The organism is Streptomyces flavovariabilis (genome assembly GCF_000725785.1).
In the GTDB taxonomy this organism is placed as follows: Bacteria; Actinomycetota; Actinomycetes; order Streptomycetales; family Streptomycetaceae; genus Streptomyces; species Streptomyces hawaiiensis.
In genome coordinates, this window is the sequence record NZ_JNXD01000001.1 from 1071823 (window position 1) to 1096690 (window position 24868).

The window sequence follows — 24868 nt, forward strand, 5'->3', positions numbered from 1 at the left end:
TTACGCCCCCGCCTTGGTGACGGCCGGTTCGTCGGTCAGCGTGGTCTGTTTGGGTACGTCGAGTTGGCCGGTCTCGTGGAATTCGAGTTGGCGTCGGCGGTTGGCGATGATGCCTTCGGGGCGGAAGCGCATCAGGAGGATGAGCGCGATACCGAAGGCGAGGAGGGACTTCTCCTGGAGGAAGACGAGCTTCTCGGGGAGGAGGTAGAGCAGGGCGGCGCCGAGGAGGGGGCCTGCGACGGTGCCCATGCCGCCGAGGACGACCGCGGCCAGGAGGAACGCGGAGTTGGGCGGGGTGGAGCCGGCGAACTGGTACGGCGTGGGGACCACGCTGTAGGTGACGTGGGCGCTGACGGTGCCGGCGAGGCCGGCAAGGGCGGCGCCGAGGGCGAAGGCGATGAGTTTGACGCGGAAGCCGTTGATGCCCATGGCGGTGGCGGCGGTCTCGTCTTCGCGGATGGCGATCCAGGAGCGGCCGATGCGGGAGTCCGCTGCACGCGTGTAGACGAGGACGACGATGGCCATGATGAGGACCATCAGCAGGTAGTAGTTGGCGAAGCGGCCGAGGGTGAATCCGCCGATGTCGTGGGCCTGCCCGAAGTTGAATCCGAGGAGGTTCAGGTCGGGGATGGAGGGGATGCCGTTGGGGCCGTTGGTGACGTCGGGTCCGGACTGGCCGTCCATGTTGTTGACGGCGATGCGGAAGATCTCTCCGAAGCCGAGGGTGACGATGGCGAGGTAGTCGCCGCGCAGTCGCAGGGTGGGGGCGCCGATGAGGACGCCGAAGACGAGGGATGCGGCGGCGCCGGCCAGGGCGGAGGCCCAGAAGGGCAGGTGGACGCCGGAGATGGTGGAGAACTCGGAGCCGGAGACGAGGGCGGCGGTGTAGGCGCCGACGCCGAGGAAGGCGACGTATCCGAGGTCGAGGAGTCCGGCGAGGCCGACGACGATGTTGAGGCCGAGGGCGACGGTTCCGAAGATGAGGATGTTGACGCCGATGTTGGCGTAGTGGTCGTCGGTCTGGGTGAAGGGGAAGGCGATGGCCGCGGCGAAGCCCATGGCGAGGGTGAAGCTGCGGTTGCGGGCGACGAGCGCGGAGAAGCGGTCGAGGAGGCCGGCGGTGTGCAGCGCCCACATGGCGAAGACGACGACGAAGAGGTAGCCGACGAAGAGTTCGCCGTACTCGGTGTCGATGCCGTAGGTGAAGACGCCGAGGCCGATGATCGTCACGACGGTGATGACGGCCCGCTGGATCCAGGGCGCGATGGCCTGGGTGGCGGGGATGCGGTCGGGTTTGGCGATGTAGGCCTTGAGGGCTGCCTTGGTGCCGTCGCCGGTGTGCTCCTGGGGGAGGGCGAAGGCGCCGAGGACGGGCAGCAGGGAGGCTACGGCCGCGATCCAGCCGCCGGGTTCGAGGTTGACGACGCCGCCGAGTTTGGTGCTGATGGCGATGACGGTGAACCAGGTGACGGCGAAGCCGCCGAGGGCGGTGAGGGCGAGGGGTGCGTTGTTGCGGGCGGGCAGGAGCCAGCCGAGGCCGCGGATGCCGTAGGAGGCGAGTGCGAACAGTGCGGTGAGGATGCCGGCGGTGAAGGTCAGCCATTGCAGGCCGCCGGGGTAGCCGTTGATGGTGAGGTCGCCGGGGAATTCGGCGGTCCAGGTCCAGGCGAGGAACGCGGAGGCGGCGGTGGCGATGCCGCCGGCGAGCAGCAGGCCGCGGGCGGCTGCGACGGGCAGCGGGACGAGGCCGCGCTGTGCGGGCGTCGGGGTGGGGACGGCGTCCGGCACTTCGGTCTTGGTCGTCTCGGTCATGTGATCACGCCCTGTCCGCGACGCGCTCGCCGAGCAGGCCTTGTGGCCTGAAGAGGAGCACGAGGATGAGGAGGCCGAAGGCCCAGACGTTGGCCCAGCTCTGGCCGCCGAGCTGCTGCATGCCGGGGATTTCGTCGATGTAGGCGGAGGCGAGGGTTTCGGCGACGCCGAGGACGACGCCGCCGAGCATGGCGCCGTAGATGTTGCCGATGCCGCCGAGGACGGCCGCGGTGAAGGCCTTGAGGCCCATGAGGAAGCCCATGCGGTAGTCGACGTTGCCGTACTTGAGTCCGTAGGCGACGGCGGCGACGGCGGCGAAGAAGCCGCCGATGGCGAAGGCGATGACGATGATGCGGTTGGTGTCGATGCCCATGAGCTGTGCGGTGTCGGGGTCCTGTGCGGTGGCCTGCATGGCGCGGCCGGTGCGGCTGCGGCGTACGAAGAAGGCGAGGGCGGCCATGCAGCCGATGGCGGCGAGGATGAGGAAGATGTCGGCGTCCTTGATGGTGACGGAGCCGATGTCGTGGGTGGCGTCGAGGCCGGGGAAGGCGCGGGGGCGGTCGGCGCCGGGGTAGAAGTTGCGTACGACCTCCTGGAGGGCCAGGGAGAGGCCGATGGCGGTGATGAGGGGTGCCAGGCGTGGTGCTCCGCGCAGTGGTCGGTAGGCGAATCGTTCCGCTCCGACGGCTATGAGGATGGCGACGATGGCTCCGCCGAGGAGCATGAGGGGTACGGCGAGGGCCATCGAGGTGCCGTCGGGGAGGATGTAGAAGTAGACCGTGAGGGCGCCGAAGGCCCCGGTCATGAAGATCTCGCCGTGCGCGAAGTTGATGAGCTGGACGATGCCGTACACCATCGTGTAGCCGATGGCGATCAGCCCGTACATCGAGCCTAGAAGCAGCCCGTTGGCCAGCTGCTGCGGCAGGGTGTTCACCGCATGGCCTCCATGTCGCTGGTGGTCGTGTGCACTGGATGTGTGCGTGGTCGCGTGCTGTGTGGGGGTGTGGAAACGGGCCGCGCGGTTGGGGTCCCCTTCCGCGCGGCCCGTGGTGCGGCGTTGTGGCGGGCCGTGTTACTGCAGGTCGGCGGTGCCGGTCTCCACGTCGTTCCAGGCACCCTTCTCGACCTGGTAGACCGTCAGCTGCTTGTTGGTGGTGTCGCCGTACTGGTCGAAGGAGATCTTCCCGGTGAGGCCTTCGAAGTCGGACTTCTGGACACCGTCGACGACCTTGGAGCGGAGGTCGTTGATGTCGGTGGGCACCTTGCCGCCGTTGGCGTCGGCTGCGGCCTTGACGGCCTTGATGATGGCGGTGGTGGCGTCGTAGGCGTAGGCACCGTAGGCGCCGTAGTCGCCCTTGTAACCCTTGTCCTTGTACGTCTGGATGAAGGTCTTGGCGGCGGGCAGGGTGTCGGCGGGGACGCCGATGGCGGTGGCGAGGTCGCCTTCGGAGGACTTGCCGGCGGCCTCGATGTAGGTGGTGGCGAACATGCCGTCGCCGCCGAACAGCGGGATCTTGACGCCGGCGTCCTTGAGCTGCTTGGTGATCAGTGCGGACTCGTCGTACTGGCCGCCGTAGTAGAGCAGGTCGGCACCGGAGTTCTTGATTTTGGTGACGAGGGAGCCGAAGTCCTTGTCGCCGGTGTTGACGTGGTCGGTGCCGACGACCTTGCCGCCGAGCTTCTTGTACTGCTCGTTGAAGATTTTCGCGAGGCCTGCGCCGTAGGTCTGCTTGTCGTCGACGACGAAGGCCTTCTTCTTCTTGAGGCCGTTGTAGGCGTAGCCGGCCGCGAAGCTGCCCTGGAGTTCGTCGGTGGTGGCGGTGCGGAAGTACGTCTTGAACGGACGCTTCTTGTCCGTCTGCCAGTTCTTGCCCTGGGTCAGCTCGGGGGCTGTGTTCGCCGGGGAGATCTGGACCATGTTGGCGGAGGCGAAGACCTGCTGCATCGTCTGGGCGACGCCGGAGTTCAGCGGGCCGACCGCGCCGACGGCGGTCTTGTCGCCGACGATGCTGGTGGCGTTGGACTGGCCGCTGGCGGGCTGTGCCTTGTCGTCCAGGGCCTTGAGCTTGAACTTCACGCCCGGGACCCAGTTGTTCTTGTTGGCGTCGTCGACGGCTATCTGGGCGCCGTACTGGATACCGAGGCCGGTGGTGGAGTTCTCACCGGAGAGGGGGGCGTCGACGCCGATGGTCAGCGTGGTGCCGCTCCCGTTGTCTCCGCCCTTGTCACCGCTGTCGTCTCGGGAGCCGCAGGCGGTGAGAGTCAGAGCTCCGGTCGTGAGCACGGAGGTAAGAATCACCAAGGAACGCTGTCGCACAATCAGTCCTTTCACAGGCAGGCCCCGCCCTGGTCGGGGGGTGAGTGCCGCGCTGGTACCGAACTCCCGATGGAGGCGGTGACTGGCCGTGACTCTAAGCCCGGGGTAAGGGCAGGGTCAGCGGCGCGGGCTGGCTTGTGACTTTCTTGTTATGACGTGGTGGATGCCCGGTCTCGACGGCGGACCCTCTCGACGGGTTTGGTGGATTTTCGCCGAGGTCCGCATTCTGAGAACTCGCACTTCCGGTTGGCCGTGGCTGAGATCATGCGGTGGTCGGTCCGCATGTGGCGCGGAAGGGATCGGAAAGGTCCCGGGCGGGGGCGCGGCCGGAGATGAGACTATGGCGTTGTATTGCGCGCGCGTTACGGAGCGTTACGCCGAGAAAGTGGATGGCCGGTGTGCGGGGGCGGTGCCGAGCCATCGGAATCGGCGATTTTCGCGGTGTTCCGCGGGAGGTGCCGGCCGACGCGGGCGGTGAGTGCGACGCGGGAGCTGCCGGTCGGGTGGGCCTGCGGAAGGGCTGCTGTTGCGGCGGCCGCGACAGTGATCCCAGCCGCTGAGTGCGCCGCGCCGGCGACCCTTCTTCGCCCGGGCGGCAGCTCGCCCCGGCGATCGGTGAGCCGGTCGGTGCGGCGGTCGGTGCGGCGGTCGGGGGCGCGCGGCGGTTCGGCGCCCGCCACGTCCAACTCCGTTTGTTGTCCGTTGAGTTGGCCAGTCTGAACGGGGGTGTTGCCCCGCCGCTTAGTGGGGTGCGCGTTGCGGCGGGGTGGTGGACCGTGCCGTGCGGCCGGCGGGGGTGGCGTCGGTACGGGGTGCGGCGGCTTCACGGACGGCGCCGCTCGGGAGGCGGTCGCGACGAGAGTGCGCCCGCCGCCCCGGGGTTCTCCGCGTCGTTCAGTTCGCGGCGCGGATGAGTTCCTCCTCGCCCGGATTCACGTCGCGCAGGAGGCAGGTCAGCCGGGCCGTGCACACCCTTTTATCGTTTTCGTCCGTGATGACGATTTCGTACGTGGCGGTCGACCGCCCCCGGTGCACGGGCGTGGCCACACCGGTGACCAGCCCGGAACGCACCCCGCGGTGATGGGTGCAGTTCAGGTCGACGCCCACGGCGATCTTGGAGCTGCCGCCGTGCAGCATCGACCCGATCGAGCCGAGAGTCTCGGCCAGCACCGCTGAGGCCCCGCCGTGCAGCAGTCCGTAGGGCTGGGTGTTGCCCTCCACCGGCATCGTCCCGACGACCCGGTCCGCCGACGCCTCGGAGATCTGGACACCCATCCGGTTCCCGAGGTGGCCCGCGGAGAACAGGGCCAGGAGGTCCACGCCGAGCGCGGCGTACTCGTCGATGACCTCTTGCGGGAACTTCACATGCTGCTGCTCACCCATCGGGCCCGGCTCCGTTCGTCCTCGTCACTCGGCTGCCTCTGTCACTGAGCGAACGCTCAGTCGGTCGCCGATTGTTCCAGACGCACCACCACGGACTTGCTGGCCGGGGTGTTGCTGGTGTCCGCCGTGGCGTCCAGCGGCACCAGCACATTGGTCTCCGGGTAGTACGCGGCCGCGCAGCCCCGGGCCGTCGGGTAGTGCACGACGCGGAAACCGGGCGCCCGGCGCTCCACCCCGTCCCTCCACTCGCTGACCAGGTCGACGTAGACGCCGTCCGCCAGCTTCAGGGACCGCGCGTCCTCGGGGTTGACCAGCACCACCCGACGGCCGTTCCTGATGCCCCGGTAGCGGTCGTCGAGGCCGTAGATCGTGGTGTTGTACTGGTCGTGCGAGCGCAGCGTCTGCAGCAGCAGACGGCCCTCGGGCAGTTCCGGGTGCTCCACGGGCGCGGCCGTGAAGTTGGCCTTGCCGGTGGCCGTGGGGAAACGGCGCTCGTCGCGCGGCGCGTGGGGGAGTGCGAAGCCGCCGGGGCGTGCCACGCGCGCGTTGAAGTCCTCGAAGCCCGGGATCACGCGTGCGATACGGTCCCGGATCGTCGCGTAGTCCTTCTCGAACTCCTCCCACGGCGTGCGGCTGTTCTCGCCGAGCACGCGGCGGGCCAGACGGCTGACGATGGCCGGCTCCGACAGCAGGTGCCGGCTCGCGGGCTCCAGGCGGCCACGGGAGGCGTGCACCATGCCCATCGAGTCCTCGACCGTCACGAACTGCTCGCCGCTGCCCTGCAGATCGCGCTCGGTGCGGCCGAGCGTCGGCAGGATCAGGGCCCGCGCGCCCGTGACCGCGTGCGAGCGGTTCAGCTTCGTCGACACGTGCACGGTCAGCCGGGCCCGGCGCATGGCCGCCTCGGTGACCTCCGTGTCGGGCGACGCCGAGACGAAGTTGCCGCCCATCGCGAAGAAGACCTTCGCCTCGCCGTCGCGCAGGGCGCGGATGGCGCGCACGACGTCATAGCCGTGCTCACGCGGGGGCGCGAAGCCGAACTCCTTCTCCAGGGCGTCCAGGAACGCCGGGGCGGGCCGCTCGAAGATGCCCATCGTGCGGTCGCCCTGCACGTTCGAATGCCCGCGCACCGGGCACACGCCCGCGCCCGGGCGGCCGATGTTGCCGCGCAGCAGGAGGAAGTTGACGACTTCCCTGATCGTGGGGACGGAGTGCTTGTGCTGGGTGAGGCCCATCGCCCAGCACACGATGGTGCGCTTGGAGTCGAGGACCATACGGAGGGCCTTCTCGATGTCCTCCCGGCTCAGGCCGGTCGCGGTGAGCGTGTCGTCCCAGTCGGCGGCGCGGGCGGTCTCCGCGAACTCCTCGTAGCCGTGCGTGTGCTCCCGCACGAACGCCTCGTCGACCGCGCCGTCCGTCTCGAGGATCAGCTTGTTCAGGAGGCGGAACAGGGCCTGGTCGCCGCCGATGCGGATCTGCAGGAACAGATCGGTGAGCGCGGCGCCCCTGACCATGCCCTGCGGTGTCTGCGGGTTCTTGAACCGCTCCAGGCCCGCCTCGGGCAGCGGGTTGACGCTGATGACCCGCGCGCCACCCGCCTTGGCCTTCTCCAGGGCGGACAGCATCCGCGGGTGGTTCGTGCCGGGGTTCTGCCCGGCGACGATGATCAGGTCGGCCTTGTAGAGGTCCTCCAGCAGGACGCTGCCCTTGCCGATGCCGATCGTCTCCGACAGGGCCGAACCGGACGACTCGTGGCACATGTTCGAGCAGTCGGGGAGGTTGTTCGTGCCGAACTCGCGGGCGAACAGCTGGTAGAGGAACGCGGCCTCGTTGCTGGTGCGGCCGGAGGTGTAGAAGACGGCCTCGTCCGGGGAGGCGAGCGCGGCGATCTCCTCGCCGATGATGTCGAAGGCTCGCTCCCAGGTGACCGGCTCGTAGTGCGTGCCCCCCTCGGGCAGGTACACGGGGTGGGTGAGCCGGCCCTGCTGGCCCAGCCAGTAGCCGCTGCGGCCCGTCAGGTCGGCGACCGGGTGCGCGGCGAAGAACTCGGGCGTGACCCGGCGCAGGGTGGCCTCCTCGGCCACGGCCTTCGCGCCGTTCTCGCAGAACTCCGCCCTGTGCCGGTGCTCCGGCTCAGGCCAGGCGCAGCCCGGGCAGTCGAAGCCGTCCTTCTGGTTCACGCTCAGCAGCGTCAGCGCGGTGCGCTTCACACCCATCTGCTGCTGGGCCATCCGCAGCGTGTGCCCGATCGCCGGGAGCCCCGCGGCCGCGTGCTTCGGCTCGGCGACCTGCGGCGCGTCCTGAACCGGATCGCTCTTGGGCGGCTTCGACGCCATCGCACACTCCCCTTCGGCTGCGCTGTGAGGTACGTCTCCGATCCTCGCACGGGGCGGTGACAGCAGTCGGGGGCGGGCCGGGGAGGCAAGGGCCCGTGCGGTGCCCCGCGGGGTCCGCCCGACCCGGCACCCCCGCGGGGCCGGGGCCGAGTGTCAGTGGGGCGTGGCAGGATCGGGGGCGTGGCAGAGACAGCATCGAAGACGACCGACCAGACCTCCGGCGGCAGCCGGCCGCGACTGATGCTCATGGACGGGCACTCGCTGGCCTACCGTGCGTTCTTCGCGCTGCCCGCGGAGAACTTCACCACCGCGACGGGCCAGCCGACGAACGCGATCTACGGCTTCGCGTCGATGCTGGCCAACACGCTGCGCGACGAGGCGCCCACGCACTTCGCGGTCGCCTTCGACGTCTCCCGCAAGACCTGGCGCTCCCAGGAGTTCACGGAGTACAAGGCGAACCGCTCCAAGACCCCGGACGAGTTCAAGGGCCAGGTCGAGCTGATCGGCGAACTCCTGGACGCCATGGGCGCCGTCCGCTTCGCCGTCGACGGGTTCGAGGCGGACGACGTCATCGCCACGCTCGCCACCCAGGCCGAGGCCGAGGGCTTCGACGTGCTGATCGTCACCGGCGACCGTGACTCGTTCCAGCTGGTCAGCGAGCACACCACGGTGCTGTACCCGACCAAGGGCGTCTCCGAGCTGACCCGCTTCACCCCGGAGAAGGTATTCGAGAAGTACGGGTTGACGCCCGCGCAGTACCCCGACTTCGCGGCCCTGCGCGGCGACCCCTCCGACAACCTCCCCGGCATCCCCGGCGTCGGTGAGAAGACCGCAGCCAAGTGGATCAACCAGTTCGGTTCCTTCGCCGAACTCGTCGAGCGCGTCGAAGAGGTCAAGGGCAAAGCCGGCCAGAACCTCCGCGACCACCTGGAATCCGTCAAGCTCAACCGCCGGCTCACCGAGCTGGAGCGCCGGGTCGAGCTCTCCAAGGGCGTCACCGAGCTGGAGCGCGCGGCCTACGACCGCAAGGCCGTCGCGATGATCCTGGACACCCTGGAGATCAGGAACCCCTCGCTGCGCGAGCGGCTCTTCGCCGTCGACCCCGGCGCCGAGGAGGCCGAGACCACCCCGGTCAGCACCGAGGGCGTGCAGCTGGACGGCGCTGTGCTCTCCACCGGCGAGCTGCCCGCCTGGCTCACCGAGCACGGCACACAGCCCCTCGGCATCGCCACGGTCGACACCTGGGCGCTCGGCGCCGGCTCGGTCGCCGAGGTCGCCCTCGCCGCGCCCGAAGGCCCCGCCGCCTGGTTCGACCCCTCCGAGCTGGACGAGGCCGACGAGAAGGCCTTCGCGGCCTGGCTCGCCGACGCCGGCCGGCCCAAGGTCTTCCACAACGCCAAGGGCGCCATGCGCGTCTTCGCCGAGCACGGCTGGAGCGTCGAGGGTGTGCGCATGGACACCGCCCTCGCCGCCTACCTGGTCAAGCCGGGCCGCCGCTCCTTCGACCTGGACGCGCTGTCCATGGAGTACCTGCACCGCGAGCTGACCCCGGCCGCCGCGGCCGACGGCCAGCTCGCCTTCGGCGCGGACGAGGGCGCCGAGGCCGAGGCCCTGATGATCCAGGCCCGGGCCGTCCTCGACCTGGGCCAGGTCTTCGAGAGCCGCCTGGAGGAGGTCGGCGCCGCCGACCTGCTGCGCGACATGGAGCTGCCCACGTCCGCGCTGCTCGCCCGCATGGAGCGGCACGGCATCGCGGCCGACCGGCCCCACCTGGAGGCCATGGAGCAGATGTTCGCCGGTGCCGTCCAGCAGGCGGTCAAGGAGGCCCACGCGGCGGCCGGGCACGAGTTCAACCTGGGCTCCCCCAAGCAGCTCCAGGAAGTTCTCTTCGGCGAGCTGGCCCTGCCCAAGACCAAGCGGACCAAGACCGGCTACACCACGGACGCCGACGCCCTCGCCTGGCTCGCCGGCCAGACGGACAACGAGCTTCCGGTGATCATGCTCCGGCACCGCGAGCAGGCCAAGCTCCGCGTGACCGTCGAAGGCCTGATCAAGACGATCGCCACGGACGGCCGGATCCACACGACGTTCAACCAGACCGTCGCCGCGACGGGCCGCCTGTCGTCGACCGACCCGAACCTGCAGAACATCCCGGTCCGCACCGACGAGGGCCGCGCCATCCGCCGCGGATTCGTCGTCGGCGAGGGCTTCGAATCGCTGATGACGGCCGACTACAGCCAGATCGAGCTGCGCGTGATGGCGCACCTCTCCGAGGACGAGGGCCTGATCGAGGCGTTCACCTCCGGCGAGGACCTGCACACCACGGCCGCCTCCCAGGTCTTCGCGGTAGAGCCCACCGCGGTCGACGCCGAGATGCGCCGCAAGATCAAGGCCATGTCGTACGGCCTGGCCTACGGGCTCTCGGCCTTCGGCCTGTCCCAGCAGCTGAACATCGAGGCGGCGGAGGCCCGCGCCCTGATGGACGCGTACTTCGAGCGGTTCGGCGGCGTACGGGACTATCTGCGCCGGGCCGTCGACGAGGCCCGGGCGACGGGCTACACGGCGACGCTCTTCGGGCGCCGCCGCTACCTCCCCGACCTCAACAGCGACAACCGCCAGCGCCGCGAGGCCGCCGAGCGGATGGCCCTGAACGCGCCCATCCAGGGCACGGCGGCCGACATCGTCAAGATCGCCATGCTCAAGGTCGACGACGCCCTGAAGGACGCCGGCCTCGCCTCCCGCATGCTGCTCCAGGTCCATGACGAAATCGTGCTGGAGATCGCCCCCGGGGAGCGGGCCGCCGCCGAGGAACTGGTCCGCCGGGAGATGGCGAACGCCGTACACCTCCGCGTACCGCTGGGCGTCTCGGTGGGCGCGGGCCCGGACTGGGAGTCGGCGGCCCACTAGCCCGCTGCGCGGCGGCGCGGACGAGGCCCGGCGGGCGGGGCGGGGGAGTACCCGCGCAGCCCGGCCCCCACGCTTCGGCCGGGCCACCGCAGTCCCGTCCCGGCTGAAGCGCGCAGGGGGCCCGGCCGGGTCGAGGTCCGACGGGCGCCGACCGTGGCCTGCTCGAGCCGGGGCACTGCGGTTCCGCCTCGGCCGGAGCTCGGGCGTGGTGGGGCCGGGCCGGCCGGAGAGCACTCACCCAGCCCGTTCCGCCCGAGCCGGGACACCGGGCGTCGGCCCGGGCCGAGGGACCTGCCCGAGCCGGGACACCGGGCGTCCGCCCGAGCCGGGACACCGGGCGTCGGCCCGAGCCGAGGGACCTGCCCGAGCCGGGACACCGGGCGTCCGCCCGAGCCGGGCTCCGGGGTGCCCGGCCGCCCCGGCCCCTGCGGAAACCGTCACTCTCGTGGCCCCCGAGAAGGCGCCTGCGCTCCCGCTGGTCGCAAAGATGCGGGGCATGGGTATACGCACGTTCCTCAGCCGCACGGCACCAGGAGTGGCACCGCCGCCGTTCCCGGCATGCGAGGCCGCCGCGAGTACGGTCCGCGTCCCCGTCACCTTCTGCACGGCCCTGCGCCACGCGACGGCGGACCTCCGGCAGCGCCTGACCGCCCGCGTACGACGGCCCGCCTCCGCCGGCACCGGCGACCCGACACCCGCTGCGGCGCTCCCCGGCGGCGGCGCCGGCGACCTGGCCGCGGCTCCTGCCCTCGCCGGTACCGAGGTGCCGGCTGCCCTCACCGGCCTCATCGGCGCCGGCACCACGCCGACCGGCACCGGTCCGCACGTCGTCACCGGCCACGTACCCACCGGGGTCCGGCCCTCCGGCACCTCCGGAATCCCGGGCAGACCCTCCCGCCCCTGGGCCCGACTGGCCCGCGGCTACCTGACCCTCGTCCGCACCCTGCTCCCGCGCCCCCACCCCGCGCACACCACCATCACCGTGTACATCACGACGACGGACAGCGTCCTCAGTGAGCGGCCTGGCGGCTCGGCTCCGCAGCGGCGGCAGGGCCAGGACCGGTGGGGACCGGAACCGGACGCCACACCCTGATTCCCACGGCGTAGAGCAGCAGCGCCGGGACGAGTCCGGCGCCCGCGCCGAAGCACACCGTCGGAATGATCTCCCACGGCTTCGCCGCCGAGCCCCAGTACGCCCACCACCGCGAGGCCCGCTGCACCGCCCCCGCCAGCGCGAAGCCGCAGATCACGGCAGCGGCCACCCACCGGTCCCGTACGGCGAGCACGGGGACCCCCACCGGCTCGCGCGCGGGAGCCCGCCGCAGCGCGTGCGCCACGAAGACGCCGATCACGACCGCGGCCACCGCCGAACCGCCGTACTGCAAGTACCAGTAGAGCGGGGAGCCCGCCACCTCCCGGCCCAGCGCCGGAAACAGCCGCATCCCCCACCGGTCGAGATGCGTGAACGCGTCCCACACCACATGGGTCGACGCACCGACCACCGCGGACACGTACCACCGTGCCACCAGCGACGGCCGCACCCGCGCGCGCGGCGCCCCACACCGCAGCAGGAACGCCACCCGCCCCTGCCGGGCCCGCGGCAGCAACGCCACGAGCGGCTCACGCACCAGCAGCCACAGTCCCACCAGTGCCCAGGCGATGAGCACATCGACCGTGAAGACGCCCGGGAACGCGTGCGTGACGTCACCGAACTCCATCGCCCCGGACAGCACACTCGCCGCGTAGTAGGTCATGTCGGGCGCGAAGGAACCCGCCACGAGCACAGCGGGCACCAGCGGGCCCCGGCCGGTGCCGTCGGTGCGTACGGCGGGCAGTACGGCTGCCGCATGGCTCAGCGTGAACGGCAACTCGGCTCCTCGTGACGGTCGTTGCAGCAGGCCGGGATGCCCGGCGGTCAGTGGCCCAGTATGCGGGATGCGGCTGCGTCGACGACGTCATGAGCACACATGACCAACTGGTGAAAAACGGTCACGAACGGGTGCCCGAGCAAAGGAAGTTGTCGTAGGGTCGCCAGAGTCGCCGCGCGGGGAGTGCGTCGACCATGTGAACGCGGTAAAGAGCAGAGCACACAAGAGAACAGAGTTGTGGCCGTCGGAGGGCAACCCCTCGGGCGGTTGGATCGTCACAACAGGGCGAACACTGCAGACGTAGACCGGACGCTCGGGCGTCCACGGGAGGGGTTCACTCTATGGCGGCGCAATTCGGCAGGAGGCTGTGCAAGGGGGCGGCGACCACCGCCGTGGCCGCGGTAGCGGTCGCGGCCCTGTCCGCCTCCCAGGCTCCGGGCGTGAACGACCACGGCAGACAGGCCGCTGCCGACGCCACCCCCTCACCCGAAGCGAGTGCCTCCGACGGCAGCGCCACCGGCAACTCGCCGTACTACACGGACCTGCCCCCGCTCAAGAGCCCGAACCCGTCACCGTCCACCGGCCCCGGCCCGGGCGGCACGGGCACCACGGAAGCCGGCATCCCCGCCACCGTCCTCGACGCCTACAAGAAGGCCGAGAGCGCGCTGCGCGAGACCAAGCCCGGCTGCAACCTGCCCTGGCAACTCCTCGCGGCCATCGGCCGGGTGGAGTCGGGGCAGGCCCGCGGCGGCCAGGTCAGGGCCGACGGCACCACCATCAAGCCGATCCTGGGTCCCCAGCTCGACGGCAACGGCTTCGCCCTCATCAAGGACACCGACGACGGCGCGTACGACGGCAACAGCACGTACGACCAGGCCGTCGGCCCCATGCAGTTCATCCCCTCCACCTGGGCCTGGGCCGGCCGCGACGGCAACGACGACGGCAAGAAGGACCCCAACAACATCTACGACGCCGCGCTCGCCGCCGGCCACTACCTGTGCCGCAACAACTGGGACCTGTCCGACCAGCGCGACCTCGACCGGGCGATCCTCAGCTACAACAACTCGCGGGAGTACCTGAACCTCGTCATGAGGTGGCTGGAGTACTACCGCAAGGGCACGCACGAGGTCCCCGACGGCACCGGCACGCTGCCCGACAACCGCAGCGACGACGGCGCCGGCGCATCGCCCACCACACCGGGCGCGACCGTTCCGGGCAGCTCGACGCCGAAGCCCGGCCCCAAGCCCGAGAAGCCCGGCGGTGGTCCGACCACCCCGAAACCGCCCACGACTCCGCCGACGACCCCGCCCGCCACCCCGCCCGGTGCGCCGACCAGGCCGCCCACGACGCCCCCCACCCCCACCGACACGGTGGACCACCTGGAGGACGCCGGAACCGCCAAGCTCACCGCGATGGCCGGGGACGCGTTCAGCCGGCGGATCAGTACGCGCGCCGAGACGGAGGCCGGCAAGGCCGTCGCCAAGGTCAGGGTCCGTTTCACGATCGTCGGCGACACGGACACCACCTTCACCGGCGGTGAGAGCGTGGCCACGGTCGCCACCAACAGCTCCGGCGTGGCCGTCGCACCCGCCCTGCAGGCGGGGGAGAAGACCGGCACCGTCACCGTCCGCGCCACCGTGGTGGGCCGTGCCGTCCCGGGCCTCGACTACAAGGCCACCGTCACCGAGCGGGCCGCCGACGCCCTCGCTCGCACCGGTGACGCCGCACTGACCTGCACCCCGGGTGGCGAGTTCGCCAACCCGGTCGAGGTGAAGGCCACGTACAAGGGCGCCGTCGCCGACGGTGTCGCGGCCACCGCCACGCTGGTCGAGTCGGCGGACGACCCGGCCGCCAACGACAAGGGCCCCTACTTCAAGGACGCCGACGGCAAGACCGTCCGCACCCTGACGGGCCTGAAGACGGATGCGAAGGGTCTGCTGAAGCTGCCCAAGCTGTACGCGGACGACACGACCGGCACGTTCCTGCTCCGCGTCACCACGGCCGGCGGAGCGACGCTCACCGTCGAACTGACCGTGGCGGCGGCCGAGACGTCCTCGCCGAGCCCGTCGGCCAGTCCGAGCGCGTAGCTCTCCGGTACGACAGACGACGCCCCTCCTGTGAAGGAGGGGCGTCGTTGTGTGTGCAACGTGTTCTCATCTCCGCCGCGCGTTGCTACGGTGCCGAGAAACCTGACGGTGTATCAGTTCTGCCCGTCACGACCCGTGGGGAGGCTCCTGTGCGCGCCCTTGCCGCCGCCGCCACCGGTCTCGCCGTCGCGTTCGCCGTGGTCCTGACGCTGACCGCCCTCGGCTCCCCCTCGGGGGAGACGTCCCCGAAGCCGCTGCTGACGACGGTGCCCGCACACCCCTGACCGCCCGTCCGGGAGGGAGGCCGAGATGCGCCGCAAGGCCGGCCTGGTCCTGCTCGCCCTCGCCGTGTTCTTCGCGGCCCTGTCACCGCTGCTGCGCTGGTACGCCTTCCCGCGCCTCGCCAAGGTCCCCGCGCACCAGTACCAGGACATGGTCCTGGAGGCGAAGGACGCCACCCTCCTCGACTACGGCACGATGCGGGCGAAGAAGGTCTCCAAGGTCACCATCGTCCAGACCCTCAAGGGCAATGTGGAGGCCTCCGAGCGGATCGAGGAGTCGGCCGGCCGGGACGTCGTCGTCTGGGACGGCCTGTCCTACGTCGTCGGCCCCGACGGCAAGATGGTCTCCAAGATCCCCGAGCGCTACATTTTCGACGCCCACACCCAGGAACCCGTCCACGCCACCGGCGAGACGGTCGACGGCGACCCGGTGCGCCGCCAGGGCATCGAGTTCAAGTGGCCCTTCCTGACGGAGAAACGGGACTACGAGTACTTCGACGCCCAGGCCCGCGTCACCGCGCCCATCGCGTACAAGGGCACCCAGGACTTCCGCGGCCTGGAGGTCTACTACTTCGAGCAGACCATCCCCTGGACCAAGGTGAAGATCCCGAAGACCCTGCCCGTGAAGGGCCTCACCGCCGAGGCGGTGGCCCGGACCGGCACGACCCGCTGGTACACCACGGTCCGCAAGTTCTGGGTCGAACCCCTCACCGGCGCCCCCGTGTACGGAGAAGAGATCCACCGGGAGGAACTGCGCGGCGGCGCCCTCCTCGGGGACCGCGACAAGGTGACCGCGTTCGCCGGCCACGTGAAGATGCGCGAGGACTACATCACGCACACGGTCGACCTGGTGAAGTCCCAGCGTCTGCTCATCCTGCTGATGACGTCCTGGCTGCCGTGGGGCTTTCTGACCCTCGGCGTCCTCCTGCTGGCTCTCGCGCTGTACCTGGAGGCCCGCAGCCGCCGCCCCTCGGGCCCGGCACCCACGGCGGCCGGGGAACCGTCGTCGGTCACCGCCTGAGCCGCGCGTTGGTGTGCCGGGTCGGCTCGGCGCCCGCCGGGTCCTCGGGCCACGGATGCTTCGGATACCGCCCCCGCAGCTCCGCCCGGACGCCCCGGTAGCCGTCCCGCCAGAACGAGGCGAGATCGGCGGTGACGGCGGCCGGCCGGCCCGCCGGGGACAGCAGATGCACGAGCAGCGGCACCCCGGCGACCCGCGGCGACTCGTGGAGTCCGAACATCTCCTGCAACTTCACCGCCAGCACGGGCTGCTCGGGCCGGGAGTAGTCGATCCGGATCCTCGACCCGCTCGGCACGGTCATCCGCTCCGGGGCCAGCTCGTCGAGCCGCCCCGCCACTCCCGAGGCCCAGGGCAGCAGCCGGGCGAGCGCCTCCCCGGCATCGATCCGTGCCAGATCGGCCCGCCGCCGAGCCCGGCCGAGCTCGGGCTCCAGCCACTCCTCCACGCGCGCGTGCAGCGCGTCGTCGGACACGTCCGGCCAGGGCGCACCGAGATGCAGCCGCAGGAACGCGAGTCGCTGCCGCAGGGCATCGGCCTCGGCCGACCACCGCAGCAGCCCGAACCCCTCCCGCCGCAACCCGTCGAGCAACGCGTCGCGCACGAGCCCGGGACCGGCGTCCCTCAGCGCCCGCACCGACAGCTCCACGGCCCCCAGCCGCTCCACCCTCCGCGCCACGACGTCCCCGTCGTCCCACCCGACCTCGTCCCGCTCCTCCAGCAGTGCGCCGGCCGCGAGCCGGGCCGTCTCCTCATCGACGACAGCCCCGAGCCGCACGCGCGCGTGCCCCTTGCCGACCGGCCGGTCGGCCATCGCGACGGCGATCCAGGGGGAACCGCGCAACACGCTCGCGTCGCCGGCCTCGGCACGGGTTCCCGACGCCATGAGGTACGACCCGCCGTCGGCCTTGGCGACGCGCTCGGGAAAGGCCAGAGCGGCGACGAGCCCGACCTGCTGTTCTCCGGAGAGACTCTCCGGCCCCTCGGCTTCTGCCCCCGCCGCGCGGGGAAGCCCGGTGACGACGGCCCGCAGCCGCCGAACCTCCGCCCGCCACCGTCCGGCATAGGCGTCGCCTCCATGCCGAGCACGACGCAACGCACCGGCCAGATCATCCCCGTACTCCCGCGGAGCCTCCTCGCTGAGCAGCGCGATGACCTCAGCGGCCCGCTCCGCCCCGACCGAGCCGGACCCGTCCAGCAGGGCCCGCCCCAGCCGGGGATGCAGACCCAGCCGGTTCAGCCGGACTCCCCGCTCGGTGGCCCGCCCGGCGGAGTCCACCGCCCCCACCGCCGCCAGGACATTCCGCGCCGCCGCCATCGCCCCGCTCGGCGGCCCGTCCAGCAGCGCGAGCCCGGACGCGTCCGGATCCCCCCAGCAGGCCACCTGCAGCGCGAACGCCGTCAGGTCGGCCACCTTGATCTCCGGCGACGGATACCGCGGCAGGCGGGCGTCCTCGGCCTCCGCCCAGCAGCGGTACACCGCCCCCGGTGCCTCCCGCCCGGCCCGGCCCGCCCGCTGCCGCCCCGCAGCCTGCGACGCCCGTACCGTCGTCAGCGCGCTCAACCCGCGCGCGTGGTCCACCCGCGGCTCGCGCGCCAGCCCCGAATCCACGACCACTCGCACCCCGGGCACCGTCAAGGACGACTCCGCGACCGACGTGGCAAGCACGACCCGCCGCCGCTCCCCGGGCATCAGTACCGCGTCCTGCACCGCCGCCGGTGCCCGCCCGTGCACCTGGAGCACGTCGACGTCACCCAGCCCCCCGAGCTGACCGGCGACCCGGGCGATCTCGCCCACGCCCGGCAGGAAACACAGCACGTCCCCGTCCCGCTCGGCCAGCGCCCGCCGCACCACGGACGCCACATGCGCCAGCAGCGCCGGATCCACCCGCATGCCGTGCGGCGGACGCACGGGCCGCACCGGCGGCGCCCACACTGCCTCCACCGGATACGCCGTCCCCTGCGCCTCGACCACCGGCGCCCCGCCCAGCAGCTGCGCCCAGCCCTGCGCGTCGGTCGTCGCCGAGGCGGCCACCAGCCGCAGCTCCGGCCGCAGCGTCTGACGCACGTCCCAGAGGAAGGCCGCCGCCGTGTCGGCGTCCAGGTGCCGCTCGTGGCACTCGTCGAGCATCACCACGTCGGCACCGGCCAGCTCCTGGTCCCGTTGCAGACGCTGGACGAGCACCCCGGTCGTGACGACCTCCACGCGCGTGTGCCGCCCGACGACCCGTTCCCCACGCACGGTGTAGCCGACGCTCTCGCCTGGCTTCTCGCCCAGCAGCCACGCCATCCGCCGCGCCGCGGCCCGGGCCGCGATCCGCCGCGGCTCGGCCACGATCACCCGCCGCTCGGGCCCCTGTCCGAGCAGTCCCGCCAGCGCCGGCGGCACCAGGGTCGTCTTGCCGGTGCCGGGCGGCGCCACGAGGACGGCGGTGCCGTGCCCCTCCAGGGCTTCAGCCAGGGCGGGCAGGGCGCCGCGTACGGGCAGGGCGTCCAGAGCGTCGTAACGGATCACGCCATCAGTGTCGTACGCCCGGGAGGGCCGCTCCCACGCGCGCCTGCCTCAGCCCCGCTCGCACACGAAGATCGCCGTCCCCGGAATCAGGTTCCCGCGCAACGGCGACCAGCCGCCCCACTCGGAGGTGTTCCAGACGGGCCACTCCGGCTCCACCAGGTCGACCAGACGCAGGCCCGACGCCACGACGTCCCGGACGCGGTCGCCGAGCGTGCGGTGATGCTCCACGTAGACCGCCTGTCCTTCGTCGTCCTGCTCGACATAGGGAGTGCGGTCGAAGTACGAGGCCGACACCGAGAGCCCCTCCGGCCCCGGCTCGTCCGGGAAGGCCCAGCGGATCGGATGCGTCACCGAGAAGACGAGCCGGCCCCCCGGACGCAGCACCCGGCGCACCTCGCGCAAAACCTGACGCGGGTCGGCGACGAAGGGCAGCGCCCCGTACGCCGAGCAGGCCAGGTCGAACGAGCCGTCCGCGAAGGGGAGCGCACCGGCGTCGGCGCACACCAGTGGGAAGGAACCGCCGATGCGCAGCGCGTGCTGCAACTGCCGGTGCGAGATGTCCAGGGCGACCGGACGCGCGCCCTGGGCGGTCAGCCAGCGGGAGCACTGCGCGGCGCCGGCGCCGATCTCCAGGACGTCCCGGCCCTTCAGCTCCTCCGGCGGGCCGAGCAGTTCGGCCTCCACCTCGTCCAGACCCTCGGGGCCCCACACGAAGCGGTCGTCGCCGAGGAACGTGCCGTGCTCGATCTGGTACTCGTCCGCGTTGCGGTCCCACCAGCCACGATTGGCGCGGGAGCTCTCCGTGGTACCGGCGTCACGCCGGGTGGCCTCGGGTTCGGACGCTTCGGACTCTTGGATGATCGGCTCCCTCGTCGTACTCTTCCGTCCAGCCGGTCCCGGCGGTGTCACAAAGGGGGCGTCGTGCGGCCTGCGTGGCCTCGGACGACAGGACTTGTGCCGGGTATGCGGTGATCCGCCCCGCGTGGGCGGCTTCGCGCATTGACCCTGCCCGGCTGCCCCCGTATGCTACAAGTTGCGCTGCGGGCCTGCGCACCTCAGACGTAGCAGGTCGCGCTCGCATCTGTTGTATGTCCCCTCGGTTGTCGAGGCGCCACCAGTGGTTTTGTGTGGCGCTTCCTTGGCTGTCCGGCTTCTTCAGAGCGAAACGGGCTCCCGGCGTAAGCAGTACCTACGACTCACTGTCCGTACCGGAGCCCTTTCCCACATGACGAGCAGCACCGAGACCACCTCTACCACTCCGCAGGTAGCGGTCAACGACATCGGTAACGAGGAAGCCTTCCTCGCCGCGATCGACGAGACGATCAAGTACTTCAACGACGGCGACATCGTCGACGGCGTCATCGTGAAGGTCGACCGGGACGAGGTCCTGCTCGACATCGGTTACAAGACCGAAGGTGTCATCCCGAGCCGCGAGCTCTCGATCAAGCACGACGTCGACCCCAACGAGGTCGTCGCCGTCGGTGACGAGATCGAAGCCCTTGTTCTCCAGAAGGAGGACAAGGAAGGCCGCCTGATCCTCTCGAAGAAGCGCGCCCAGTACGAGCGCGCCTGGGGCACCATCGAGAAGATCAAGGAAGAGGACGGCATCGTCACCGGTACCGTCATCGAGGTCGTCAAGGGTGGTCTCATCCTCGACATCGGCCTCCGTGGCTTCCTGCCGGCTTCCCTCGTCGAGATGCGCCGTGTCCGCGACCTCCAGCCCTACGTGGGCAAGGAGCTCGAGGCCAAGATCATCGAGCTGGACAAGAACCGCAACAACGTGGTCCTGTCCCGCCGTGCCTGGCTGGAGCAGACCCAGTCCGAGGTCCGCCAGACGTTCCTCACGACCCTCCAGAAGGGTCAGGTCCGTTCCGGCGTCGTCTCCTCGATCGTCAACTTCGGTGCCTTCGTGGACCTGGGTGGCGTCGACGGCCTGGTGCACGTCTCGGAGCTCTCCTGGAAGCACATCGACCACCCCTCCGAGGTTGTCGAGGTCGGCCAGGAAGTCACCGTCGAGGTCCTCGACGTCGACATGGACCGCGAGCGTGTCTCCCTGTCGCTGAAGGCGACCCAGGAAGACCCGTGGCAGCAGTTCGCCCGGACCCACCAGATCGGCCAGGTCGTGCCCGGCAAGGTCACGAAGCTGGTTCCGTTCGGTGCGTTCGTCCGCGTGGACGAGGGCATCGAGGGTCTGGTCCACATCTCCGAGCTGGCCGAGCGCCACGTCGAGATCCCGGAGCAGGTCGTCCAGGTCAACGACGAGATCTTCGTCAAGGTCATCGACATCGACCTCGAGCGCCGTCGCATCAGCCTCTCGCTGAAGCAGGCCAACGAGTCCTTCGGTTCGGACCCGGCCTCGGTCGAGTTCGACCCGACCCTGTACGGCATGGCCGCGTCCTACGACGACCAGGGCAACTACATCTACCCCGAGGGCTTCGACCCCGAGACCAACGACTGGCTCGAGGGCTACGAGACCCAGCGCGAGGCGTGGGAGACCCAGTACGCCGAGGCGCAGCAGCGCTTCGAGCAGCACCAGGCGCAGGTCATCAAGTCCCGCGAGGCGGACGAGAAGGCCGCTGCCGAGGGTGGCGAGGCTGCCGCTCCGGCCGCGTCCGGCGGTGGCGGCGGTTCGTACTCCTCCGAGGGCCCGGACAACTCCGGCGCGCTGGCCTCGGACGAGGCGCTTGCCGCGCTTCGCGAGAAGCTGGCCGGTGGGCAGAGCTGAACGCCCACTGAGCTGTAGCTCCTGACTGAAGGCCCGCACCTTTCGAGGTGCGGGCCTTCAGTGTGTTTTCAGGGCCCGTCGTTCGGCCGGGGGCCGGCCGGGGGGCTTGTCGCGCAGGTTCCCGCGCCCCTTGAGGAGCGTTGCCCCAGCCGCCAAGATCAATGTTCCCGCCCTCCGGGGAATGCCCACGCCCGCAACGGCGTTGTGGAGTGTGAACACGAGGAGGAGCGGTCACTGTGCTTGATCCGCAGGATTTGTACGCCTGGGAGCCGAAGGGGCTGGCCGTCGTCGACATGGCGCTCGCCCAGGAGTCGGCCGGACTTGTCATGCTCTACCACTTCGACGGATACATCGACGCGGGCGAGACGGGCGACCAGATCGTCGACCGGGTGCTCGACTCTCTGCCCCACCAGGTCGTCGCCCGCTTCGACCACGACCGGCTCGTCGACTACCGCGCCCGCCGCCCGCTGCTGACGTTCAAGCGCGACCGCTGGAGTGACTACGAGGAGCCCGCGCTCGAGGTGCGGCTCGTGCAGGACGCCACCGGCGCGCCCTTCCTGCTGCTGTCCGGCCCCGAGCCGGATGTGGAGTGGGAACGCTTCGCCGCCGCCGTGAAGCAGATTGTCGAACGGCTCGGCGTCCGTCTCTCCGTGAACTTCCACGGCATCCCCATGGGCGTCCCGCACACCCGGCCCGTGGGCCTCACCCCGCACGGCAACCGCACCGACCTCGTCCCGGGCCACCCCAGTCCGTTCGAGGAGGCGCAGGTGCCCGGCAGCGCCGAGTCCCTCGTCGAGTACCGCCTGCTCCAGGCCGGACACGACGTCCTCGGCGTCGCGGCGCACGTCCCGCACTACATCGCCCGCTCCCCGTACCCGGACGCGGCCCTGACGGTCCTGGAGGCCATCACGGCGGCGACCGGACTGGTCCTGCCCGGCATCGCCCACGCCCTGCGCTCGGACGCCCACCGCACCCAGACGGAGATCGACCGGCAGATCCGCGAGGGCGACGAGGACCTCACCGCGCTCATCGAGGGCCTGGAGCACCAGTACGACGCCGTCGCGGGTGCCGAGACCCGGGGCAACATGCTCGCCGAGCCGGTGGACATCCCGTCGGCGGACGAGATCGGCCAGGAGTTCGAGAAGTTCCTGGCGGAACGAGAAGGCGACAACTGATCCCGGTGGACCTGGGCGAGGGCTCTGTCAGCGGCAGGGCCTAAGCTGCGGGACATGCTGAAGGTGGGCCTGACCGGCGGCATCGGTGCCGGCAAGAGTGAGGTGTCACGGCTGCTCGTCGCGCGCGGGGCCGTGCTGATCGACGCGGACCGCATCGCGCGGGAGGTCGTCGCACCGGGGACTCCGGGGCTCGCCTCGGTCGTCGAGGCCTTCGGGGAGGAGATCCTCGGCGCCGACGGCAGCCTGGACCGGCCCCGCCTCGGCGGCATCGTCTTCGCCGACGCGGACAGACTCGCGACCCTCAACTCGATCGTGCACCCCCTGGTGGGCACCCGCTCCCGCGAGCTCGAGGAGGCCGCCGCCGGGGACGCGGTCGTGATCCACGACGTCCCGCTCCTCACGGAGAACGGCCTGGCACCGCTGTACGACCTCGTGATCGTCGTCGACGCGGCTCCCGAGACCCAGCTCGACCGGCTCGTCCGGCTGCGCGGCATGACCGAGGAGGACGCCCGTGCGCGGATGGCCGCCCAGGCGACGCGCGAGCAGCGCCGGGAGATCGCGGACATCGTGATCGACAACGACGTCCCGCTGGAGGAGCTGGAGCAGCGGGTGAAGGACGTGTGGGCCGACCTGGTGCGCAGGGCGCAGGCGCCCCGGCCGTCTCCAGAGGAATAGCGGCACCCCGTGGGGGCGTTGAACCCGTCGAGTGAGGGAAGGACTCTGCCGTGCCCGAGACCAGCGGTTCGACCGGACCTACCCCGGAGACACATGTCATCGACTTCCGTGCCGCCGAGCAGCTGCTCGCGGCGCGGGACCCGCGGGGCGCGGTGAAGCTGCTCGACGGGGTCATCGCCACGCACCCGGAGAACACCGCGGCGCGGCTGCTCCGGGCGCGTGCCTTCTTCGCGGCGGCGCAGCTGAGGCCGGCGGAGCTGGAGTTCCAGATCGTCCTGGAGCGGGAGCCGGACAACGCGTTCGCGCACTTCGCGCTCGCCCGTACCTTCGAGCGCCAGGGCCGCCCCGACCAGGCGAAACGCCACTTCCGTCTGGCGGCCGCGCTCGACCCGAATCCGGAGTTCCTGAAGGCGGCGCGCTTCGACTCGTGACCGGCCGCCCCGTCTGCTTCAGGGGCGTCGGTCCGGCGGCCGGTAGGGCGGGATGTCGGGGCCCGGCTGGTAGTGCGGACCCTGACGGATGTGCCGCAGGACGACGGCCAGGTCGATCGTGACGATCAGCAGCAGCACACCACAGGCGATGGCCCACCCGGTCCGCCCGGCGAGCCCGAACGCGACCGTCCCGAAGAGCGCCCAGACCAGCCCCCACACGCTCAGCCAGAAGCGCGCCCGCAGGGCACTGCGCGCGGTCCGGGGTTCACTGCCTGTGCGCATCCTTCGATCACCACTCCTGCTTGCAACGTACTCCTCGTGGCGAGGGTTCACCAAGGTCGACAGGGGGAGCCCCGCATGCCGCCGGACGGCTACACACCGCCCGAGATCCTGCTCGACCTGGCGGTGCCGCACGAGGACATCGACGACCGGGCCGCCCTGCGGCGGACACGCGCCGCGGACGCCGGGCCATGAGTCTCCTGGCGGAGTGCGTCGAGGAGCTCGGGCACGCCTGGTCTCCACCTGTAGGCGTCCGTGGTCCTCAGCGCCTGGCGCTCGCCGCCCCGTTCACTCGGTCGGGTGAAGACTGCCGTTGCGGGAACGGGTGTGCGGACGCGGCCCGTTGGACGGGCATGGAGATGAAAATGCGTGAGGGGTACGAGGGGACGGGACCGGGGGCCATCACCCCGGACGGCTGCGCGGTGGAGCTCTACTCACGGCTGCCCGTAGGGGACGAACCGGATGTCATCGCCGCCGCGGCCCCCGAGGGCGCGCGCATCCTGGAGCTCGGCAGCGGAGTCGGACGCATGACCCACGCACTGCTGGAGCGCGGCTTCACGGTCACGGCGGTGGACGAGTCCGCCCCGATGCTGGAGCGCGTGCGCGGCGCGCGGACGATATGCCGCCCGATCGAGGAGCTGGACCTGGGCGAGAGGTTCGACGTGGTGCTGCTCGCGTCGTTCCTCGTGCACGCGGGAGACGTCGAGGTGCGGCGGGGCATACTGCGCGCCTGCGCACGCCATGTCTCGGAGGCCGGCTGCGTACTGATCCAGCGGGAGGGCGAGGACTACCACGACAACGTGCCGCGCGAGCGCAAGGACCCCAGCGGTCTCACCGTGCGGATCGCGTCGTCGGAGCCGGTCGGCGACGGGGTCAACTCCGTGCGTGCGGAGTACGAGTTCCCGGACGCGGTCTGGACCCAGACGTTCCGCGCGCGACCGCTGACCCAGGAGCAGTTCGAGGAGGCGCTGGAGGAGGCGGGCCTGAAGGTGGACCGGTATCTGACGCCTGATCGTACGTGGGTGAGGGCGGTGCCGAGGGACTAGCCGGGGCGAAGGG

General features: G+C 71.0%; 19 protein-coding genes. 10 read left to right on the top strand and 9 right to left on the bottom strand.

Translation table 11 applies throughout. From position 1 onward, the window contains the following. The 5 genes from IO24_RS0104780 to IO24_RS0104800 all read right to left on the bottom strand — a co-directional run bounded on the left by IO24_RS0104780 (position 1) and on the right by IO24_RS0104800 (position 7848). Positions 1-1812: a branched-chain amino acid ABC transporter permease gene (locus IO24_RS0104780; protein WP_031132152.1), complete on the bottom strand. Its 1812-nt coding sequence runs from the start codon at positions 1810-1812 to the stop codon at positions 1-3. A 4-nt stretch (positions 1813-1816) separates the two neighbouring features. Beyond that, on the bottom strand, positions 1817-2746 hold the full coding sequence (locus tag IO24_RS0104785) for a branched-chain amino acid ABC transporter permease (RefSeq protein ID WP_031132153.1): 930 nt from the start codon (positions 2744-2746) through the stop codon (positions 1817-1819). Between the two features lie 138 nt (positions 2747-2884). After that, positions 2885-4114 (bottom strand): branched-chain amino acid ABC transporter substrate-binding protein, encoded by a 1230-nt coding sequence (locus IO24_RS0104790; protein WP_031132154.1) that lies wholly within the window; start codon positions 4112-4114, stop codon positions 2885-2887. Between the two features lie 909 nt (positions 4115-5023). Beyond that, positions 5024-5512 (bottom strand): PaaI family thioesterase, encoded by a 489-nt coding sequence (locus IO24_RS0104795; protein ID WP_031132156.1) that lies wholly within the window; start codon positions 5510-5512, stop codon positions 5024-5026. 56 nt (positions 5513-5568) lie between these two features. Next, on the bottom strand, positions 5569-7848 hold the full coding sequence (locus IO24_RS0104800) for an FdhF/YdeP family oxidoreductase (RefSeq protein ID WP_031132158.1): 2280 nt from the start codon (positions 7846-7848) through the stop codon (positions 5569-5571). 180 nt (positions 7849-8028) lie between these two features. On the opposite strand from IO24_RS0104800, the gene polA reads away from it, so the two are divergent. Together polA and IO24_RS0104810 are read left to right on the top strand one after the other, a co-directional pair. Then, positions 8029-10755, top strand: coding sequence for a DNA polymerase I (gene polA / locus IO24_RS0104805; protein WP_031132160.1), 2727 nt, complete (start codon positions 8029-8031; stop codon positions 10753-10755). A 496-nt stretch (positions 10756-11251) separates the two neighbouring features. Continuing rightward, positions 11252-11848 (top strand): hypothetical protein, encoded by a 597-nt coding sequence (locus IO24_RS0104810; protein ID WP_157851235.1) that lies wholly within the window; start codon positions 11252-11254, stop codon positions 11846-11848. Here the strand turns inward: IO24_RS0104810 and IO24_RS0104815 are convergent. Then, the gene (locus tag IO24_RS0104815; protein ID WP_031132164.1) at positions 11766-12623 is read right to left on the bottom strand and encodes a DUF4184 family protein; all 858 of its coding nucleotides are present in this window, start codon (positions 12621-12623) and stop codon (positions 11766-11768) included. The genes IO24_RS0104810 and IO24_RS0104815 overlap by 83 nt on opposite strands. A 341-nt stretch (positions 12624-12964) precedes the next feature. On the opposite strand from IO24_RS0104815, the gene IO24_RS0104820 reads away from it, so the two are divergent. The 3 genes from IO24_RS0104820 to pgfA all read left to right on the top strand — a co-directional run bounded on the left by IO24_RS0104820 (position 12965) and on the right by pgfA (position 16012). Then, positions 12965-14710, top strand: coding sequence for a lytic transglycosylase domain-containing protein (locus IO24_RS0104820; protein WP_031132166.1), 1746 nt, complete (start codon positions 12965-12967; stop codon positions 14708-14710). A 149-nt stretch (positions 14711-14859) separates the two neighbouring features. Then, the gene (locus IO24_RS44235; protein WP_107062890.1) at positions 14860-14994 is read left to right on the top strand and encodes an SPW_0924 family protein; all 135 of its coding nucleotides are present in this window, start codon (positions 14860-14862) and stop codon (positions 14992-14994) included. 25 nt (positions 14995-15019) lie between these two features. Further along, on the top strand, positions 15020-16012 hold the full coding sequence (gene pgfA / locus IO24_RS0104830; RefSeq protein WP_031132168.1) for a cell envelope lipid trafficking protein PgfA: 993 nt from the start codon (positions 15020-15022) through the stop codon (positions 16010-16012). Here pgfA and hrpB read toward each other — a convergent pair. Next, on the bottom strand, positions 16002-18524 hold the full coding sequence (gene hrpB, locus IO24_RS0104835; protein WP_031132170.1) for an ATP-dependent helicase HrpB: 2523 nt from the start codon (positions 18522-18524) through the stop codon (positions 16002-16004). The genes pgfA and hrpB overlap by 11 nt on opposite strands. A 48-nt stretch (positions 18525-18572) precedes the next feature. Further along, on the bottom strand, positions 18573-19433 hold the full coding sequence (locus IO24_RS0104840; protein WP_045296047.1) for a class I SAM-dependent methyltransferase: 861 nt from the start codon (positions 19431-19433) through the stop codon (positions 18573-18575). A gap of 316 nt (positions 19434-19749) precedes the next feature. On the opposite strand from IO24_RS0104840, the gene rpsA reads away from it, so the two are divergent. The 4 genes from rpsA to IO24_RS0104860 all read left to right on the top strand — a co-directional run bounded on the left by rpsA (position 19750) and on the right by IO24_RS0104860 (position 23530). Beyond that, entirely contained in the window at positions 19750-21249 is a 1500-nt protein-coding gene (gene rpsA, locus IO24_RS0104845) for a 30S ribosomal protein S1 (RefSeq protein WP_030852955.1), read from the top strand. 236 nt (positions 21250-21485) lie between these two features. Continuing rightward, the gene (locus IO24_RS0104850; RefSeq protein WP_031132175.1) at positions 21486-22424 is read left to right on the top strand and encodes a PAC2 family protein; all 939 of its coding nucleotides are present in this window, start codon (positions 21486-21488) and stop codon (positions 22422-22424) included. 54 nt (positions 22425-22478) lie between these two features. Further along, positions 22479-23099 (top strand): dephospho-CoA kinase, encoded by a 621-nt coding sequence (coaE, locus tag IO24_RS0104855; protein ID WP_031132177.1) that lies wholly within the window; start codon positions 22479-22481, stop codon positions 23097-23099. A gap of 50 nt (positions 23100-23149) precedes the next feature. Further along, entirely contained in the window at positions 23150-23530 is a 381-nt protein-coding gene (locus IO24_RS0104860; RefSeq protein ID WP_031132179.1) for a tetratricopeptide repeat protein, read from the top strand. A gap of 18 nt (positions 23531-23548) precedes the next feature. Here the strand turns inward: IO24_RS0104860 and IO24_RS0104865 are convergent, their stop codons facing one another. Next, positions 23549-23812 (bottom strand): DUF6343 family protein, encoded by a 264-nt coding sequence (locus IO24_RS0104865; RefSeq protein ID WP_031132181.1) that lies wholly within the window; start codon positions 23810-23812, stop codon positions 23549-23551. Between the two features lie 362 nt (positions 23813-24174). Between IO24_RS0104865 and IO24_RS0104875 the strand changes: the two genes are divergently transcribed. Continuing rightward, the gene (locus IO24_RS0104875) at positions 24175-24855 is read left to right on the top strand and encodes a class I SAM-dependent methyltransferase (protein WP_037667182.1); all 681 of its coding nucleotides are present in this window, start codon (positions 24175-24177) and stop codon (positions 24853-24855) included. Positions 24856-24868: the final 13 nt, after the last annotated feature.

What these genes read in the sequence shown, in the direction of transcription:
- IO24_RS0104875 (WP_037667182.1), top strand. Translation starts at nt 24,175, where the DNA reads ATGCGTGAGGGGTACGAGGGGACGGGACCGGGGGCCATCACCCCGGAC.
- coaE (WP_031132177.1), top strand. Translation starts at nt 22,479, where the DNA reads ATGCTGAAGGTGGGCCTGACCGGCGGCATCGGTGCCGGCAAGAGTGAG.
- IO24_RS0104795 (WP_031132156.1), bottom strand. Translation starts at nt 5,512, where the DNA reads ATGGGTGAGCAGCAGCATGTGAAGTTCCCGCAAGAGGTCATCGACGAG.
- rpsA (WP_030852955.1), top strand. Translation starts at nt 19,750, where the DNA reads ATGACGAGCAGCACCGAGACCACCTCTACCACTCCGCAGGTAGCGGTC.
- IO24_RS0104810 (WP_157851235.1), top strand. Translation starts at nt 11,252, where the DNA reads ATGGGTATACGCACGTTCCTCAGCCGCACGGCACCAGGAGTGGCACCG.
- IO24_RS0104820 (WP_031132166.1), top strand. Translation starts at nt 12,965, where the DNA reads ATGGCGGCGCAATTCGGCAGGAGGCTGTGCAAGGGGGCGGCGACCACC.
- pgfA (WP_031132168.1), top strand. Translation starts at nt 15,020, where the DNA reads ATGCGCCGCAAGGCCGGCCTGGTCCTGCTCGCCCTCGCCGTGTTCTTC.
- IO24_RS0104780 (WP_031132152.1), bottom strand. Translation starts at nt 1,812, where the DNA reads ATGACCGAGACGACCAAGACCGAAGTGCCGGACGCCGTCCCCACCCCG.
- IO24_RS0104800 (WP_031132158.1), bottom strand. Translation starts at nt 7,848, where the DNA reads ATGGCGTCGAAGCCGCCCAAGAGCGATCCGGTTCAGGACGCGCCGCAG.
- IO24_RS0104865 (WP_031132181.1), bottom strand. Translation starts at nt 23,812, where the DNA reads ATGCGCACAGGCAGTGAACCCCGGACCGCGCGCAGTGCCCTGCGGGCG.